Annotated in this window: 14 protein-coding genes; 8 read left to right on the top strand and 6 right to left on the bottom strand. The window is 61.5% G+C overall.

The window, feature by feature from the left end:
- The first annotated feature begins 141 nt into the window (after window positions 1–141).
- From NXC14_RS17710 to NXC14_RS17690, 5 genes are all read left to right on the top strand, one after another.
- A complete protein-coding gene (locus NXC14_RS17710; protein WP_085779244.1) occupies window positions 142–879 on the top strand; it encodes a Crp/Fnr family transcriptional regulator in 738 nt (245 codons plus the stop codon).
- Window positions 876–2,225, top strand: coding sequence for a glycosyltransferase (locus tag NXC14_RS17705; RefSeq protein ID WP_157131426.1), 1,350 nt, complete (start codon window positions 876–878; stop codon window positions 2,223–2,225). Before NXC14_RS17710 ends, NXC14_RS17705 begins: the two co-directional genes overlap by 4 nt.
- Window positions 2,222–3,466, top strand: coding sequence for a glycosyltransferase family 4 protein (locus NXC14_RS17700; protein ID WP_085779242.1), 1,245 nt, complete (start codon window positions 2,222–2,224; stop codon window positions 3,464–3,466). The genes NXC14_RS17705 and NXC14_RS17700 overlap by 4 nt, the downstream gene beginning before the upstream one ends.
- An 80-nt stretch (window positions 3,467–3,546) precedes the next feature.
- Window positions 3,547–5,028, top strand: coding sequence for a lipopolysaccharide biosynthesis protein (locus NXC14_RS17695; protein ID WP_085779241.1), 1,482 nt, complete (start codon window positions 3,547–3,549; stop codon window positions 5,026–5,028).
- A 51-nt stretch (window positions 5,029–5,079) separates the two neighbouring features.
- Entirely contained in the window at window positions 5,080–5,907 is an 828-nt protein-coding gene (locus NXC14_RS17690; protein ID WP_085779240.1) for a glycoside hydrolase family 16 protein, read from the top strand.
- A 20-nt stretch (window positions 5,908–5,927) separates the two neighbouring features.
- Here the strand turns inward: NXC14_RS17690 and ugpC are convergent, their stop codons facing one another.
- From ugpC to NXC14_RS17660, 6 genes are all read right to left on the bottom strand, one after another.
- The gene (gene ugpC, locus NXC14_RS17685; RefSeq protein ID WP_085779239.1) at window positions 5,928–7,007 is read right to left on the bottom strand and encodes a sn-glycerol-3-phosphate ABC transporter ATP-binding protein UgpC; all 1,080 of its coding nucleotides are present in this window, start codon (window positions 7,005–7,007) and stop codon (window positions 5,928–5,930) included.
- Window positions 7,004–7,933 carry a PfkB family carbohydrate kinase gene (locus NXC14_RS17680; RefSeq protein WP_085779238.1) on the bottom strand — a complete coding sequence of 310 codons (930 nt, stop codon included), beginning with the start codon at window positions 7,931–7,933 and terminating at the stop codon, window positions 7,004–7,006. Before NXC14_RS17680 ends, ugpC begins: the two co-directional genes overlap by 4 nt.
- Window positions 7,934–8,956 (bottom strand): SIS domain-containing protein, encoded by a 1,023-nt coding sequence (locus tag NXC14_RS17675; RefSeq protein WP_085779237.1) that lies wholly within the window; start codon window positions 8,954–8,956, stop codon window positions 7,934–7,936.
- Window positions 8,953–9,798 carry a carbohydrate ABC transporter permease gene (locus NXC14_RS17670; RefSeq protein ID WP_085779236.1) on the bottom strand — a complete coding sequence of 282 codons (846 nt, stop codon included), beginning with the start codon at window positions 9,796–9,798 and terminating at the stop codon, window positions 8,953–8,955. The genes NXC14_RS17675 and NXC14_RS17670 overlap by 4 nt, the downstream gene beginning before the upstream one ends.
- Entirely contained in the window at window positions 9,798–10,682 is an 885-nt protein-coding gene (locus NXC14_RS17665; RefSeq protein WP_085779235.1) for a sugar ABC transporter permease, read from the bottom strand. Before NXC14_RS17665 ends, NXC14_RS17670 begins: the two co-directional genes overlap by 1 nt.
- A gap of 74 nt (window positions 10,683–10,756) precedes the next feature.
- Window positions 10,757–11,995, bottom strand: coding sequence for an extracellular solute-binding protein (locus NXC14_RS17660; protein ID WP_085780173.1), 1,239 nt, complete (start codon window positions 11,993–11,995; stop codon window positions 10,757–10,759).
- 226 nt (window positions 11,996–12,221) lie between these two features.
- Between NXC14_RS17660 and NXC14_RS17650 the strand changes: the two genes are divergently transcribed.
- From NXC14_RS17650 to NXC14_RS17640, 3 genes are all read left to right on the top strand, one after another.
- Window positions 12,222–13,427: an ROK family transcriptional regulator gene (locus NXC14_RS17650; RefSeq protein ID WP_085779233.1), complete on the top strand. Its 1,206-nt coding sequence runs from the start codon at window positions 12,222–12,224 to the stop codon at window positions 13,425–13,427.
- Between the two features lie 364 nt (window positions 13,428–13,791).
- Window positions 13,792–15,147, top strand: a complete 1,356-nt coding sequence (locus NXC14_RS17645; protein ID WP_085779232.1) for an extracellular solute-binding protein — start codon at window positions 13,792–13,794, stop codon at window positions 15,145–15,147.
- Window positions 15,148–15,273: 126 nt separating this feature from the next.
- Window positions 15,274–16,158, top strand: a complete 885-nt coding sequence (locus NXC14_RS17640; RefSeq protein ID WP_085779231.1) for a sugar ABC transporter permease — start codon at window positions 15,274–15,276, stop codon at window positions 16,156–16,158.
- The last annotated feature ends 5 nt before the right edge of the window (window positions 16,159–16,163 follow it).

Raw genomic sequence — 16,163 nt, 5'->3', positions numbered from 1 at the left:
TTTTGAGGGATTGAGACTTTAATTTGATATAGACTTGAAATTTAGTCACGCTTTGCTGATGTTATTTGACTAACGTACTAATCCAAGCTAATTGATGCAGTGCAGCATTTATAGAGTCATTCTCGTACTGGAGTGGAGTGCATGGACGGGATCACGCATGCATCAGATCGCAGACTCGGCATCGGCAAGGCCGCGATTTCGACCAATGGCGGCATTCGTCTCAACAGTGGTATCGTTATCGAAGATGAATTTCTTTCATGCCGCTCGAGCGTACGGCGTTTCCGTCGTGGCGAGGTCATTGCCGGCGCCGGCGTCCTTGTCGATATGTTCGCTCGCGTGCATTCGGGATTGGTCAGTGCAAGCACGATGCTGCCTGACGGCAGGGAATTCATCGTCGAAATCATTCCGAAAACAGGTCTGATCGGCGAGCTTGAAGTCTTGCGCCGGCAGACGTTGAACCTCGAATACCGAGCCGGTTCCAATTGCGAGCTGCATTTCTTCGAAGGCCGGCTGCTGCGCGACATGTATGCCAGCGATCCTTACTTCCGCGAAAAAGTTTTCTCCAGGGCCTTGGCGCGTATCTCGGAGCTTGAAGATAGGATCATCGCCAATGCGGCGTCGACGCTGCAGGCAAGATTGGCGAGCACGCTGCTGCGGCTCTCGGCTGTTTACGGAAAAGATGCCGCAAACAGCGGCGACGAAGTGATTATCTCGCAAAATGATCTGGCTGCAACGCTGCCGGCGTCCCGCGAGAAGGTCAATCAGTGCCTGCGGCGCCTGCGCGAATGCAAGATCATCGACGGAGGGCAGGGCAAGATCAGAATTCTCAATCGCAAGGCGCTTGAGGCCTGTGTAAACGGCGCGTTTTCGGTGAAGTGATGCACCCGTCGCTTTCCGATGTCCACGGATTCGCCGCAAATGCCAGCCGCTTTCCCGGCGGCGGCACGCCAAGCATTGATCGCGTGGTCGTCATCGACGACTACTCGGTGGCCAGGGGCGGGGCAACAGGGTTGGCGGTCCTGTCAGCCAAGCTTTTTCGAGGCCTGGATATCCCCGTCACTTATATTTGTGGGGATGACGCGGCCAACGCGGAGCTTGCTGCGCTTGGTGTCTCCATGGTTGGCTTGAACAGCCGCGATCTGCTGAGCGCCGACCGCGCGAAGGCTTTCGTGACCGGCATTCATAATGGGGCGGCAACCCGAATGGTTGCCAACTGGATTGCCGCAGAAGATACGGCAAAAACCGTCTATCACGTACATGGCTGGCATCAGATACTGTCACCGGCGCTTTTCCGAGCATTGGCTCCGGTCGCGGGACGGTGTTTGGTTCACGCCCATGACTTCTTCACCGCCTGCCCCAATGGCGCCTTCTTCGATTACCAGGCGCAAGAGATCTGCCTTCGGCGTCCGCTCGGTGCGGGCTGCATTGCGACCGCGTGCGACAAGCGAAGTTATTCGCACAAATTGTGGCGGGTCGCCCGCGGCTCGAATATCCTCAGGCTTTTGAAGGCGCAGGCCGATTTCGGCCGGATCATCCTGCTGCATGAGAAAATGGCGAGCTTTCTCGTCGGCGCCGGCTATCGGCCCGACCGGATGACGACGATCCGCAATCCCGTCGCTCCCCTGTCGAAACAGCGCATCGAGGCGGAGGCGAACGACGAGTTCGTCTTCATCGGACGGCTCGATGAGGAAAAGGGTGTGGAGGACGCCGTGGCCGCGACGCGAAGAGCGGGTGCCAGGCTCTGCGTGATCGGTGACGGGCCGCTGAGGGGTTTGGTTGAGGCTTCCGGCGATCACGTCAGGACCGTCGGCTGGCAATCGCATGCGGAGATCGGCACCACGATCCGCAAAGCGCGGGCCTTGTTGATGCCCTCGCGTTATCCCGAACCGTTCGGCCTCGTGGCGATCGAAGCGGCGAGGAGCGGCCTCCCCGTGATCATGTCGCGCAACGCATTCCTTGCCGAAGAAATGGAGCAGGCCGGTATGGCATTCGCCTGCGACACGGGTGATGAGATCGTCTTTGCCGATGCCTTGATGCGTTTTAGCCAAATGCCGAGGCATGAAATCCGCGCCATGAGCGAGAGGGCTTTCCTGATGTCTCCGGATCTCGCCTCGACGCATGAGCAATGGCGCGACGCGCTCCTTGCCGAATATTGCAGGCTGCTTTCGACGAATGCGGTTCCCGAGCTGACAGACGGTGTGGCGACACAAGGAGCATTCCTTTGACCTTCAAAGCAACAACCTCTCTTTCCGACGCAAGGGCATTTCTCGGCGATGCGCCGGTGATGTCGAAGAGACGCCTGGCCGAGGCAGGAAGCGTCAAGGAGACCGGGCAACTGCGCGTCGCTATCGTCCATTACTGGCTCGTCTCGATGCGCGGCGGCGAGAAGGTCGTCGAAGAATTGTGCCGCATGTTTCCGCAGGCTGACATCTTCACCCTCGTCTGCAACCGGGACCGCATCAGCGACTTTCTAAAGACGCGGAATATCCGCACTTCCTTTCTGCAGAAGATCCCCGGCGCGCAGCGGCATTACACCAAGATGCTGCCGCTGATGCCCTTCGCGCTCGAGCAGTTCGATCTGCAGGATTACGATCTCGTGCTGTCGAGCGAATCCGGGCCGGCCAAAGGCATTATCACGCGCGCCGACGCGCTGCATGTCTGCTACTGCCATTCGCCGATGCGCTACATCTGGGATCAATTCCACGTTTACCGTCATGGCCTGCCTTGGGTAGGTCGTGCCTTGATGTCGATCACCGCGCCGATGCTGCGCGCCTGGGATGTGACGACAGCTTCGCGCGTCGATACCTTCATCGCCAATTCCGACTATGTCGCAAGCCGCATCCGGCGCTTCTATGACCGGGAATCCGTCGTCATCCACCCGCCCGTTGCGACCGATGACTTTGCGGTGGGGAAGGGTAAAGGCGAATTTTATCTCTATGCCGGGCAGCTGACGACCTACAAGCGGCCTGATATTGCGGTCCGCGCCTGCACCGAGGCCGGCCGGAAGCTCGTCGTGATCGGCGAGGGAGAACAGCTGTCCTATCTGAAGTCGATCGCCGGACCGACCGTTCAGTTCCTTGGTCATCAGCCTTTCAACGTGCTGCGCGACCACCTGTCGCGATGCCGCGCGTTGCTGTTTCCGGGCACCGAGGATTTCGGCATCCTGCCAGTGGAAGCCATGGCATCGGGCCGTCCGGTTCTCGCCTTCGACGCCGGCGGCGCCAGGGAAACCGTTTCGTCGCCGCAGGTCGGCTTCCGCTTTGCCGAACAGACGACGGAAGCGCTGCTGGAGACGATGGCAGCATTCGAAGAAATCGAGGACGATATCGATCCGCAAGCGATCCGCGCGCACTCGCTGAAATTCTCCTCCGCCGTGTTCCGCGATCGTCTGGCCGATCTCATTGAGCAACAGCTTTCCGCCCGAGGCGACCGATCCGCAGAGGGCCTGAGAAGACGGCAGGGCTGAGAACAGGGGCCGGAGCTGCGTCATCTTGCGGTCGCGACTGAATCCGTCTCAATCCGCCAACGAGGAATAGATAGCAGATCATGTCAAGCGTATCTCAGAGAACGGCGACGGCAAGCATCTGGACGATCAGCGGAAAGTTCCTCGCGCGGCTGCTCGATTTTGTGAGCCTGCTTATCCTGGCGAGGCTTTTGAGTCCCGCGGACTTCGGTCTGGTCGCCATTGCAACCTCGGTTCTCGTCATCGTCGAAACGATTCTGGATCTGCCATTGACGCAGGCTCTGCTGCGACAGCCGTCGCCTTCCAAAGAGATGTTTGCCACGGCTTTCACTCTCAGCCTGCTTCGAGGGGCGGCTATCAGCCTGCTGATGATCGTCCTCTCCTGGCCGATGGCCCTGATCTACGGCGATCCCCGGCTTTTTGCCCTCGTCGCCGTTCTCTCGATCGCGCCTGCCATGCGCAGCATGGTCAGCCCGCGGATGGTGCTCTTCATGCAGCGGTTCGATTTCAAGCGCGAATTCGTGCTCGATCTGATTACCAAGGGATCGACATTGCTGTTCGGTGTCGGCGTGGCGGTGGCGACGGGCAGCTATTGGGGGCTCGCGGTCGGCGCGGTCTCAGGCCCGACCGCGGCGATGATCACCTCCTATGTCTTTGCCCCGATGCGGCCGGCATTCAGTCTGTCGGAATGGAAGCATTTTCAGGACATGATCAGTTGGAACACCGTGTCGCAGGTGCTGAATTCGATCAACTGGCAGCTGGACCGGCTGCTCTTGCCGCGTTTTACCGGCCTGTCGACATTCGGGGCCTTCAGCGTCGCCGACAACATTGCCGGAATTCCGTATCAAACCTTCGTCGGGCCGCTGCTGCGCCCGCTGATGGCGGGATTCTCCACCGTCGAAGACCGCCGCAATCTGGTCGCTGCCTACCTGAAGGCGACAAACGCGATCACCTTCGTTGCAGCCCCCGTTCTTATCGCGCTCGCCATGCTCGCCGAGCCGACCGTGCGCGTCCTCGTCGGCGAGAAATGGGCATCCGCCGCGCCGATCCTGCAATGGCTCTGCGTTGTCAGCCTGCTCGGTCTTCCCACGAATATCATTCCGGCATTGGCGATGGTGCTGGATAACACCCGTTCCCTCGCTCTCAGAATGTTTGCCGAATTCGCCGTCAGGGTGCCGGTGACTATTCTTGGCATCGCCTATTTCCAGGTGGCCGGCGCGCTCGGCGCTCGGATCATCGCCGTGGTCGTCGCCTATGCCGCGTCGCTCATCATCACCCGGCGGCTGATCGGAGCGAGTTTCGCCGCGCAGCTGAACGCCTTTTGCCGGCCGCTGGCCGCTGGCGTGCCGATGATCGCTTTCCTGCTCTGGGTGCAGCCGATGCTCGCCGCCATGCCTGTCGGCTTCAACCTGATCGCCAGCCTGGCGGTTTGCGGCGCCGCGGTTGCGGCGATTTTCTGGGCCTTCGCGCTGCTGCTGTGGCAGATCGTCGGACGGCCCGACGGTATCGAGACCATCCTCGTGCAAAGGCTGGCACCGCGACGAAACGGAGTTCTCACCTCATGATGGCGAGAGGTGAAGTTCAGCGATCGGGTTTAGCGTTTTCGGAGAATCGGAATGCGTTACAGGATATCTTCTAAGACTTTGGGTCTGCTCGTCGTTCTTGGTCTGGGAGCTTTGCCCGGCAAGCCGAGCGTGGCCCAGGAGCCGATCAATATGAATGCGTATCAGCTGACGTTCGAGGAAAATTTCGACAACCTCGACGTCTCGGCGTGGGGAGAGAGAAGTTCCCGCTGGATCGCTCATACGCCCTGGAACGGCGATTTCGGCGATGCCCGCTTTACCGATCCGGCTCCCGGCTTTCCGTTCACGACTGATCAGGGAATTCTGAAGATCGAGGCTCGCAAGGGCGAGGATGGAACCTGGCGATCAGGCCTCCTCTCGGCTGTCAATCCGAAAGGCGAGGGCTTTTCGCAGCAATTCGGCTATTTCGAAGCGCGGATGAAGCTGCCGCCGGGCAAGGGGGTGTGGCCGGCCTTCTGGCTCATCGGACTCGACCGCTCGAGATACACCGCCGAGATCGACGTCCTGGAATATTATGGACGCGCGCCCTACGAGTTCAGCATGGGCTTTCATATCTGGCGCCAGGCTCATGGCGGCCAGAATTCCAACGGCGGCTATTGGAAGACCGTGCAGGATGGTATTTTGAACAGCGAGTATCATACCTACGGCGTCGATATCCAGGCCGACAAGACGACGTTTTACCTGGATCGCCAGTACCTCTGGAGTTTCGACACGCCGAAGGAGTTCCATATGCCGTTTTATCCGCTGGTGAACCTGGCGCTCGGCTCGGGCTGGCCGATCGATGAAACGCCAAATCCTTCCATCCTGCTCGTCGACTATATCCACGTCTACAAGCGCAAGCCGGCCGACGCGGCGAATTGAGCGAGCGACCGTTGATCGCTCTACTCCCCGCGGAGGCAACTGAGACCGGTTTGCGCATCGAAGAGATGCATCGCCTCCTCGTCAAAGAAGAGCGTGAGTTTTTCGCCGTCGCGGACCGGGGTGCGAGGCGGCAGGCAGGCCATCAGCCGCTGGTTTCCCGCGAGGGCGGTGACAACGAGCTCCGGGCCGGTCAACTCCGCAACCTCCACGGTTGCCTCGAGCGAAGCCCCGGATCCAGCCGTGCGAAGCGCCTCGGGGCGGATGCCGAGAATGAGGTCGCGGCCATCGGCTGCCGCCTTACCGAAGCGGACGGGCAGAGGCAGGCTGGTATCGGAACCCGAGAGCACCAGTCGATTATCCCGGATCGTTGCCGTCAGAAGGTTCATCGGCGGCGCGCCGACGAAGGTCGCGACATAAAGCGTCGCCGGACTGTTGTAGATCTCTTCCGGCGTGCCTAGCTGCTCGATGCGGCCGTCGCGCATGACGGCGATGCGGCTCGCAAGCGTCATCGCCTCGATCTGGTCATGAGTGACATAGACGACCGTGGTCTTCAGCATCTGGTGCAGCCGCTTGATCTCGGTGCGCATTTCCATGCGCAGCTTGGCGTCGAGATTGGAAAGCGGCTCGTCGAAGAGAAACACCTCCGGCTTGCGCACCAGCGCACGGCCGATCGCAACGCGCTGCCGCTGGCCGCCCGAGAGCTGGCTCGGCTTGCGATCGAGCAGATTTTCGATCTGCAGGAGCTTTGCCGCATCGCGCACGGCCCTGTCGCGCTCCGGCGCCGGAACTTTGCGCATTTCCAGGCCGAAGCCAATGTTTCGATGCACCGTCAGATTGGGATAGAGCGCATAGGATTGGAAGACCATGGCGATGTCGCGGTCCTTCGGATGCACGCGGAGCACCGAGCGGCCGCCGATCCTGACGTCACCGCTCGTCGCCTCGGCAAGGCCGGCGATGATGTTCAGGAGAGTGGACTTGCCGCAGCCGGAGGAACCGAGCAGGACGAGGAATTCGCCGCTTTCCAGGGAGATATCGATGCCTTTCAGCGTCTCTACGTCGCCATAGGTCTTGCGGATGTTTTCGATGTCGAGGGCGCTCATGACCGTGGCTCCTGAGGAGAGGTCGGGTCACCGTAGCTGCGGGGGAGGGTGGAGATGGCGCGCGAGGCGACCTCGGTTCCCGCTCTCAGGCAAGACGTCAAAGGTTCATCCTTTGCCAGCGCTGCGAGGAAGGCGGCATTGAAGACATCGCCGGCGCCGATCGTGTCGACGACCGCGACAACGGGCGCGGCCACCGACACCAGCTGGCCGTCAGGTCCGATCGCGATGGCGCCATCGGGGCCGCGTTTGACGACGACGATCGCACCTGGCGGCATATGCGAGCTGATGTGCCGGGCGGCTTCGATCGGATCGGCGATGCCGGCAAGCGTCGTCGTTTCGACTTCGTTGAGCAGCGCGATGCGGCTGCGAGAAAGCCAGGTCCGTGTCGCAGCGCAATTCTGCTCAGTCCAGCCGTCGAGCGGCCAGCCGGTGTCGAGGGCGACGGCGATGTCATGGCTCTCGGCCCAGTCGAAGAAGGCGTCGTATTGGCTGGTCAGATCGTCGGTCAGAAAGCCGCCGCAGAGAAGCGCGTAGCCGCCGCGCAGACTTTTGCCGTCGATGACGGCGAAGACATCGGCCAGGCTGAAGCGCGGCAGGTGGCCCCGCGTCGTGAAGAAGGTGCGTTCGCCGTCGGGGTGGGTGATGCCGACGGAGAGGGTCGTTTGTTCAGGGCGCATCGGCCACTTCTCGGAACGGTGGCCGAAGGCTTCGGCCAGCCAGTGACCGAACTGGTCGCTGCCGATATTGGCGGCGATCTCGAATTCGACCCCGAGCGCCTTCCAGGCGAGCGCGCTGTTACCGGCCGATCCGCCGACCCTGAGTTCGTCATGATCGACGATGATTTCCGTCCCGGCCTTGGGCCAGGGGGCGGCCGGTCCGAGGATCAGGTCGACGTTGACGTTGCCGATGACTGCAAGCGGCCGCATTCATTCGCTCCGGGTAATCTTGGTGGATCGAACCGGCGTTCCGGCATTCTCAACGCGGGCGTCGGCGAAGGCGATCATCAGCCGCTGCGCAACCGGCAGCATCGCAAAGATCGCAGCGAGGCCCGTTGCCGGGGGAAAGCGGATTGTGACCGCCCCGGCGACCGGAGCTTCGGTCGATGCGTCAAAGATGATGACGGGAGCGCCGGTCTCGACAGCAGACATCGCCATTGCCGTTACCAGGCCGGCCGTCTCGTTCAGACCGCGGAACAGCACGACGCCAATCTCCGGCCCCAGCATTTCCATCGGGCCATGGCGGAGCTGCCCGCCTTCGAGGGAAAAGCAGGGGCGGCGCGAAAGCTCCGTCAATCCGAGCGCCAGCGCTTCGGCGACACCTTGCAGGCGGCGGCCTGACGTGACGACGGTCGCGACGTTTTCGAGTGCTGCAAGCGCGGCTGCGACGTCATGCTCTTCCGGCGACCTGAGGACGGCAAGCGCCGGGGCCGGATCTTCGCCAAGGGCGGCGAGGATTGCCAGATGCAAAGCAAAGGTCACTGTCAGGCTGCGGGTGGCTGCAAAGGCGAGCTCGGTGCCGCCGCTGCCGATCAGCGAGGGGGCGGTCCTGGCTAGGAAGGAACTGCCTTCAAGCGTCAGGCCGAAAGTTTCCGGCGTCCCGCCGGTCTCGTTGAACCAGCGCATGACCTCGGCGCTTTCGCCCGATTGCGAGGTAACGAAGATCGTCCTGCCGCCGCTCGGCAGCGGCTGGCCGAGCTGCTCGGAGAGCGGCAGCGCGACGGCATCGATGCCAAGACCACGGTAGAGTGGTTCGACGGCGCGGTTTACCGCATGCGAGCCGCCCATGCCGATCAGGAGCAGGCGGCCGGTCTTTTTCAGCGAGGCGGCGGCCCTTGCCGCCATCGGTCCGGCCGTTTCATAGGAGGCGATTGCATCGGCGTGCTGGCGGGCCATTTCGCGATCGATCGCAGCAAGCCCGGCAGGCCGGTTTCTTTCTGTTGTCATGTTCATCCCTTGACGCCGTCGCTGGTAAGCCCGGAAATCAGGGCGCGTTGCATGACGAGACCGATCAACACCGGGGGCAGGGCGGCGAGCACGCCTGCCGTGGCGATCAGTCCGTAATCGGAGACGCGGCCGCCGGCGAGATCTGCGATAGCGACGGTCAGCGTTTTGGCGCGCTGGTCCGAGGTGAAGAGCAGCGCATAGAAGAATTCATCCCAGGCAAGCAGGAATGCAAAGAGGCTCGAGGTCGCCACCACCGGGGCGGCGAGCGGCAATGTGATGATCCGGAGCGTCTGGAACAGGCCGGCGCCGTCGATCATCGCGGCAGATTCGATCTCGCGCGGGATGGAATCGAAGCCGGATTTCATCAGCCAAGTGGTGAAGGGCGCCAGGATCGTCAAATAGACGAGGGCGAGGCCGAAGACGTTGTTCAGCATGCCGAGATGGGAGAGGCCCATATAGAGCGGTACTGCGAGCGCCACTGGCGGCAGCATATAGGTTGCGATCACCATCGACAGCGACCAGCCGACGGAAGGTGTGCGCGACACGGCCCAGCCGGCGGGAATGGCAAGCGCGATGGCGGCGATCGTCGCCGTGCCCGCCACCTCGATGCTGTTGCGCAGCGACGAGGTGAAGGCGGCGCCGGCGCTGTTTTCGAGTGTCGACAGCAGCACCTGGTATCGCGAAAAGTCCACCGCCTGCGGCCACCAGCGCAGCGGCTTCGCGGCGAGATCGGCAGCCGGCGCGATGCTCATGATGAAAAGCCACAGGATCGGAGCCAGGATGACAGCGGCAAGCAGCAGGGCGCAGAGGTGAATGAATGCTGAGAAGAGCGGGCTCCGGCGTTCCATCAGGCGGCGCTCCCGGCAGTCTTACGCACGAGCGCCGCGTATCCTGCGGCAAGCAGCGTTACCAGCAGCGTGACGATCAGGGCGAGCGATGCGCCCGAGCCCGCGCGCTGGAAGGAGAAGGCTTCCTGATAGACGAGGATCGAGAGCGTGCGTGTGCTATTGGCCGGGCCGCCGCGGGTCATGACCCAGATGATGTCGAACACCTTGAAGGCTTCGATCGTGCGCAGCACGAGCGCCACCATCAGCGGGCCGGCGAGATAGGGCAGGATGACGAAGCGGAAACGCGCGAAGAGGCCGGCGCCGTCGACGAGCGAGGCGGCGGTGATGTCGCGCGGCACGGCCTGGAGTGCAGCGAGCGCGATTAGCGCCACCAGCGGGAAATTCTTCCAGCAGTCGGCGACGATGAGGGCGGCGAGCGCCGTGCCCGGTTCGCCGAGCCATGAGCGGTAGGCGTCGAGCAGGCCGAGTTGCGTCAGCGCGGCGTTCAGCGCGCCATATTCCGGATTGTAGATCAGCCGCCACAGCGTGGCGTTGACGACGGTCGGCAGCGCCCAGGGCAGGATCATCAGGGCACGAAGCGCGGTGCGGCCGCGAAATTGCTGGTTCAGCAGCAGGGCCGCGAGGACGCCCATCACCATTTCGGCGGAGACCGAGACGATCGCGAACCATGCTGTGGTGACGAGCGTGCGCTGGAAATTCGAGCCGGAGAGCATCTTCACGTAATTGTCGAGGCCGACGAAGCGTCCTTCGGTGCCTACAAGCTTGGCATCGGTGAAGGAGAGGCCGACGGTATCGACCAGAGGCCAGCCGATCACCGAGATCATCACCACGAGAAGCGGCAGCATCAGAAGCCACGCGCGGGTTGTCAGCCAAGTGCCCGACATCGAGGCGACCCTTTTCATTCATAGGTTATGGAGGCCGGGCGGCGGCAGGCGCCGCCCGGATGTTCATGCTGGGCTCAGAGACCGCTGTTTTCGGCGGCCGATTTAAGCGCGTCCTCGGGGGTGGACTGGCCGAGCAGCGATTCCTGGATCGCCTGCTGCAGCGCGGTCGACAGCTCTTGATATTTCGGCGTCGTCGGGCGCGGATACATGGCGGCGAGGCCGATCTTGGCGGCGGCGATCAGCTCTTCCTGCCCCTTGGTGACGGCAGGGTCCTCATAGGAGGATGCCCAGATCGGCAGGCTGAGCTTGGCATAGGCATTCTGCGTGGCCTGCGAGGTCATGAAGGTAATGTACTTCCAGGCCTCATCGGGATGCTGGCTGGCGGAGGTGATGCCAAGGCCCATCGAGCCGTTGACGGCCGAAGCTTCGCTTTTGCCGGCAACGCCTGGCGCCGGCACGACGCCGACCTTACCAGCGACCTTGCTGTCCTTCGGGTCGTTGGCCATGTTGTACATGTAGGTCCAGTTCAGCGCGAAGGCGGCATCGCCGTTCTGGAAAACCTTGCGGACGTCCTCTTCTAGGAATTCCTTGGAGTTCGGATTGGTTAGGCCTGACGTATAGCTCGCGACCATGTATTTTAGCGCATCGAGACCGCCCCCCGTCTGGAAGGCCGGCTTGCCGTCCTTCAGGAAGTCGCCGCCATAGGCGCTGACGAGCGTGGTGTAGTCGCAGATGGCGGCTTCGGCCTGCGACCAGCTCCAGGCGATCGGCGTGGAGAGCAGACCCTTGTCCTTGATGGTCTTTGCCTGTTCGGCCAGTTCGTCCCAGGTCTTGGGTGGCGCCTTGATGCCGGCCTTCTCCAGGATCTCCTTGTTGTAGAACAGATATTTGGTATCGAGGATCCACGGCATGCCGTAATATTTGCCGTCATACTGCACGGTGGTCCAGGCGCCCGGCAGCACGCCTTTCTTCATCTCGTCGGTGATGCGGGAGGAGACGTCGACCAGCACCTTGTTGGTGGCGTATTCGGCCGGCCAGATGACGTCGAAGAGGACGACGTCGTAACCGCCGCCGGAACCCTGGGCCAGCACCGTCTTATCGTGCAGGCCTTCATAGGGGACGAATTCGAGATTGACCTTGATATCCGGGTTCGCCTTGACGAAGGCATCGGTCATGGCGCGCACGTCGGCCTCGCTGTAAGCGGCCTGCGCCATGAAAAGTGCATTCAGCGTCGTTTCGGCGAAAGCATGCGGAGCAAAGGATGCGCCGATCAAGGCCGCACCCAGAAGCGTCTTATTGAGAGATTTCAGCATTGCAGCCTCCAGTTTTTGAAATTTACGCATGACCGAGGGCGGTTTCGCCGCCATCGATTTTCGAGAAGGCACGCGTGAAAAAGCGTGCCGGGTCATCATCTCGGAGCGTCTTTGGATGCCCTTCGCGGCCTCCCGCGTTCCCTGGAACTCTCCGGTCCCTATTAAGTCAAATGTCTTGACTTATTACTTCGCCAACATTCTACTGGAGTCAAGAGGCAATTGACACATGAGCGACATCAGGCCGATCCGAGCCAAGAGCGGCACCAATCACGAAGGCACCAGCGCGCATAACAGGCGCGTGATGATCGATGCGTTGAGGATCAATGGTGCGCTCTCACGCGCCGATCTGGCGCGGGCGACGCGGCTGACCAAGCAGACGGTGTCGAATATCATCGAGGAGCTCGAGCGCGATGGTCTCGTCGGTTCGCAGGAGGCTGTGCGCAAGGGCAGAGGCCAGCCCTCGACGCCCTACGGCCTGGTGCCCGAAGGCGCTTTCGCGATCGGCCTGCAGATCGACCGGCACGTGACGCGGGCGATCGCCGTCGATCTCGTCGGCAGCGTTCTCGTACGCGCAGAAGCCGGACTGCCGCCCGGAGGTCCGGCGACGGGAACGAAGGTCATTCTCGATCTCGTCGCCGGTGTGCGTTCCAGGCTTGCCGGTATCGTCCAGCAGTCGGAAAAACGGCTGGTCGGCCTCGGCGCCGCAATGCCTGGCCCGTTCGGCATGGAAGGCAGCGGCGACGATTCCTGGATGATGGAGGCTTGGCAGAAGTTTCCGCTCCTGGAAACGCTGAGCGACGGCACCGGCCTCGATGTCAGCCTTCAGAACGATGCGGCAGCGGCTGCGACCGCCGAGCGCATGGTGGGAGCCGCCCACGGCATCGACCATGCCGTCTGTCTGTTCGTCGGCTACGGCATCGGCGCCGGCCTGATCCTGAATGGCGAGCTCTATCGGGGCGCCAACGGCAATGCCGGCGAGATCGGCATGGCGCTGCTGTTTGCCGACGGCAAAACGACGCCGCTCGAACATCGCGCCTCGCTCGCCTCGCTCTACCAGCACCTATCGGCCGATCCGGCCGATCCCGATCTCCATGCGCGCATCAACGAGCTTGCCTCCAGCGGGGATCCAAGCTTCGAGGCCTGGATCGAGGCGGCGGCGGCGGACCTGCGCTGGAGCATCCATCTCATCGAGACTGTCTTCGATCCGCAGACGGTGATCCTCTGCGGCAGCGCACCGGAAGCGCTGGTGAACAGGCTGATTGCAGCGATCGGCCCGCTGCTGCCTTCGATCGCCGAGAGGCGCGGCCGGATGCTGCCACGGCTGCAGCCCGGCATGGCCGATCCCTGGTCGGTGGCGCTCGGGGCGGCCGCCGGCCCGATCAGCCGTGCATTCGATCCGCGCTTTGCTGCAATTTTGAAGGATTCTCTGTGATTTTCGGGCTGAAACCGGACGTTGCACAGCAGTGCAACGATAAAAATGCGAATGTTTTTCGCAAGTTTAGTTGTCTTCGGTCGCGCGAATAGGGATGCCTTGCAGCAATATAAGCAAAACATTGCAGACTCTTAAAAATGACGGTTATTCGAATATATACGCATACATCTGACAATATGTTTAAGGATGGCTCAAATATTCTCTAAATACTTCTCATGGTGTTTCGAATAGCGATTGCATGTCATTTTTGTGACAACTAGAATTCGAAGGTTTCATGTCATGTAATATTCATTGGCAGCGGCAATTTGAACCAGCTAAATGGGCGTGCGCTTAAAGCGCGCCCTTTTCTACGTTGGAGGTTCTCATGCAAGCCAAGCTTCTCGGCGCCGTTGGCGCCCTTCTCGCCGCAGCGTTTCTTGCCGGGCCCGCTGCCGCCGCCGAAAAGACCAAGATTGACTTCTGGTTCGGCAATTCCGGTGACATCGCAAAGCGTGTCCAGGAACAGTGCGATCGCTTCAACCAGTCGCAGGCCGATTATGAAGTCGTCTGCACCAGCCAAGGCAGCTATGACGCTTCCCTGCAGAACACGATTGCCGCCTTCCGCGCCGGCAAGCAGCCGACCATTGCCCAGGTTTCCGACGCCGGCACGCTCGACATCATGCTTTCCGGCGCCTTCTACCCGGCAAACCAGCTGATGACCGACATGGGCTATACGGTCGACTGGAAAGACTACTTCTCCGGTATCGCAAACTACTATGCGACGTCGAAGGGCGAGATGTACTCCTTCCCCTTCAACTCGTCGACCGCTCTGCTCTATTGGAACAAGGACGCCTTCGCCAAGATCGGCAAGGACCATGCTCCAGCCACCTGGCAGGAAGCCGGTGAAGATTTCAAGGCCCTGAAGGAGGCCGGCTACGCCTGCCCGCTCGGCTTTGATATCTCCAACAACGAAGTCTGGCAGTACATCGAGCAGTTCGAAGCCGTCAACGGCGAAGCGATCGCGACGAAGAAGAACGGTTTCGAAGGCCTCGACGCCGAGCTGGTGTTCAACAAGAACCCGCTTCTCGTCAGCTACATCAAGGACCTCAAGTCCTGGTACGACAACAAGCTCGCCATCATCAAGAACAAGGCCGTCGGCCAGACCTTCGTCGAAGCCTTTGCTGCCGGCGACTGCCAGGTCATCCTGACCTCCGTTGGCGACCATGGCAATATCGGCCGTACCGCCAAGCAGGGCATGAACTGGGGCGTGGCAATGCTCCCGACCTATGGCAATGCAACCCGTCACAGTTCCTTCGTCGGCGGCGCTTCGCTCTGGGTCTTGAAGGGGCATACCGATGCCGAATACAAGGCTGCCGCTGCCTTCTTCAACTTCATCGCCAAGCCGGAAGAAGCGCTGACCTGGTCGACCGTCACCGGCTATATCCCGGTTCGCAACTCCGGCTTCGAATATCTGAAGAAGCAGGGCTTCTACGAGAAGGCGCCCTATGCCGGCCGCGAGCTCGCCATCCAGAGCCTGACCGCATCGCCGGCTGACGATACGGCTCCGCACGGCATTCGCCTCGGCGGCCTGCTGCAGGTCCGCACCGAGATCGCCAACGGCCTGCAGGCAATCTTCGTCAACAATGCCGACGTCCAGGCTTCGCTCGACGGCGCTGCCGATCGCGGCAACCAGCTGCTGCGCCGCTTCCAGCAGACCTACAAGAACGTTCAGCTTCCCTGAGCGTCCGATATGCGCCGCCCCCGGCCTGCCTTGCGGACCGGAGGCATCCTTGTACATTCATGCCGGGGCTGCGGAGGCGAACTCGCCGCCCGTGCTTAAACCAGACCAGGTCGAAAACGATCACCCATGGAAAAGCGCGTCACTTTCTCCTCGACGACGATCGGATTGCTCTTCGCGTTTCCGATGCTGCTGCTGATCTTCGTCTTCTTCTATTGGCCGAGCGCGCAGGCGCTTTATTGGGCGTTCACGCTCGAGCAGCCATGGGGCGGCGGCAATGCCTGGGTCGGCTTCGACAATTTCAAGCAATTGCTCAGCGACCCGATCTATTGGGATTCGATCAGCCGCAGCATGGTTTTCGCCTTTAGCTCGACGATCATTTCCATGGGGTTTGCGCTCGTCCTGGCGCTTTTGACCGATCGTGAACTGCGCGGCCATAAAATCTATCGGTCGGTCTTTATCTGGCCCTATGCGATCGCTGCTCCCGCTCTCGGTCTCGCCTTCCGCTTCATCCTGGCGCCGGAGGCCGGCCTTCTCTCCGTTATCAATCACGTCTGGCCCGGCCTCTGGAACCCGGCGCTCGACGGCAAGGACGCGATGATCGCCGTCATCATCGCTTTTTCGTGGAAATATATCGGCTATAATTTCATCTTCTTCCTTTCAGCGCTTCAGGGCATCCCGCGTTCGCTGATCGAAGCGGCCGCCATGGACGGCTCCGGGCCGCTGCGCCGCATGTGGGACCTCCAGCTGCCGCTGCTGACGCCGACCTTATTTTTCCTGCTCGTGATCAACATCACCGAAAGCTTCCAGGATTCCTTCGGCATCGTCGACGTCATGACGCAGGGCGGTCCGGCCCGGGCGACGGAACTGATGGTCTACAAGATCTATTTCGACGGCTTCAGGGGGCTCGATTATTCGGGCGCCGCCGCCCAGTCGATCATCCTCATGGCGCTCGTCGTCCTTCTCACTGTCTTCCAGTTCCGCTTCATCGAGCGGCGCGTGCACTACAAGTGAGGCCG

The organism is Rhizobium sp. NXC14, from assembly GCF_002117485.1.
GTDB lineage: Bacteria > Pseudomonadota > Alphaproteobacteria > Rhizobiales > Rhizobiaceae > Rhizobium.
The sequence above is the reverse complement of the archived record's forward strand: the minus strand, read 5'-3'. Positions and strand labels throughout refer to the sequence as shown.

Bases quoted from the DNA above. Each gene is read 5' to 3' on its own strand.
- NXC14_RS17710 (WP_085779244.1), top strand. From the start codon at position 142: ATGGACGGGATCACGCATGCATCAGATCGCAGACTCGGCATCGGCAAG.
- NXC14_RS17695 (WP_085779241.1), top strand. From the start codon at position 3,547: ATGTCAAGCGTATCTCAGAGAACGGCGACGGCAAGCATCTGGACGATC.
- NXC14_RS17690 (WP_085779240.1), top strand. From the start codon at position 5,080: ATGCGTTACAGGATATCTTCTAAGACTTTGGGTCTGCTCGTCGTTCTT.
- ugpC (WP_085779239.1), bottom strand. From the start codon at position 7,007: ATGAGCGCCCTCGACATCGAAAACATCCGCAAGACCTATGGCGACGTA.
- NXC14_RS17680 (WP_085779238.1), bottom strand. From the start codon at position 7,933: ATGCGGCCGCTTGCAGTCATCGGCAACGTCAACGTCGACCTGATCCTC.
- NXC14_RS17675 (WP_085779237.1), bottom strand. From the start codon at position 8,956: ATGAACATGACAACAGAAAGAAACCGGCCTGCCGGGCTTGCTGCGATC.
- NXC14_RS17670 (WP_085779236.1), bottom strand. From the start codon at position 9,798: ATGGAACGCCGGAGCCCGCTCTTCTCAGCATTCATTCACCTCTGCGCC.
- NXC14_RS17665 (WP_085779235.1), bottom strand. From the start codon at position 10,682: ATGTCGGGCACTTGGCTGACAACCCGCGCGTGGCTTCTGATGCTGCCG.
- NXC14_RS17660 (WP_085780173.1), bottom strand. From the start codon at position 11,995: ATGCTGAAATCTCTCAATAAGACGCTTCTGGGTGCGGCCTTGATCGGC.
- NXC14_RS17650 (WP_085779233.1), top strand. From the start codon at position 12,222: ATGAGCGACATCAGGCCGATCCGAGCCAAGAGCGGCACCAATCACGAA.
- NXC14_RS17645 (WP_085779232.1), top strand. From the start codon at position 13,792: ATGCAAGCCAAGCTTCTCGGCGCCGTTGGCGCCCTTCTCGCCGCAGCG.
- NXC14_RS17640 (WP_085779231.1), top strand. From the start codon at position 15,274: ATGGAAAAGCGCGTCACTTTCTCCTCGACGACGATCGGATTGCTCTTC.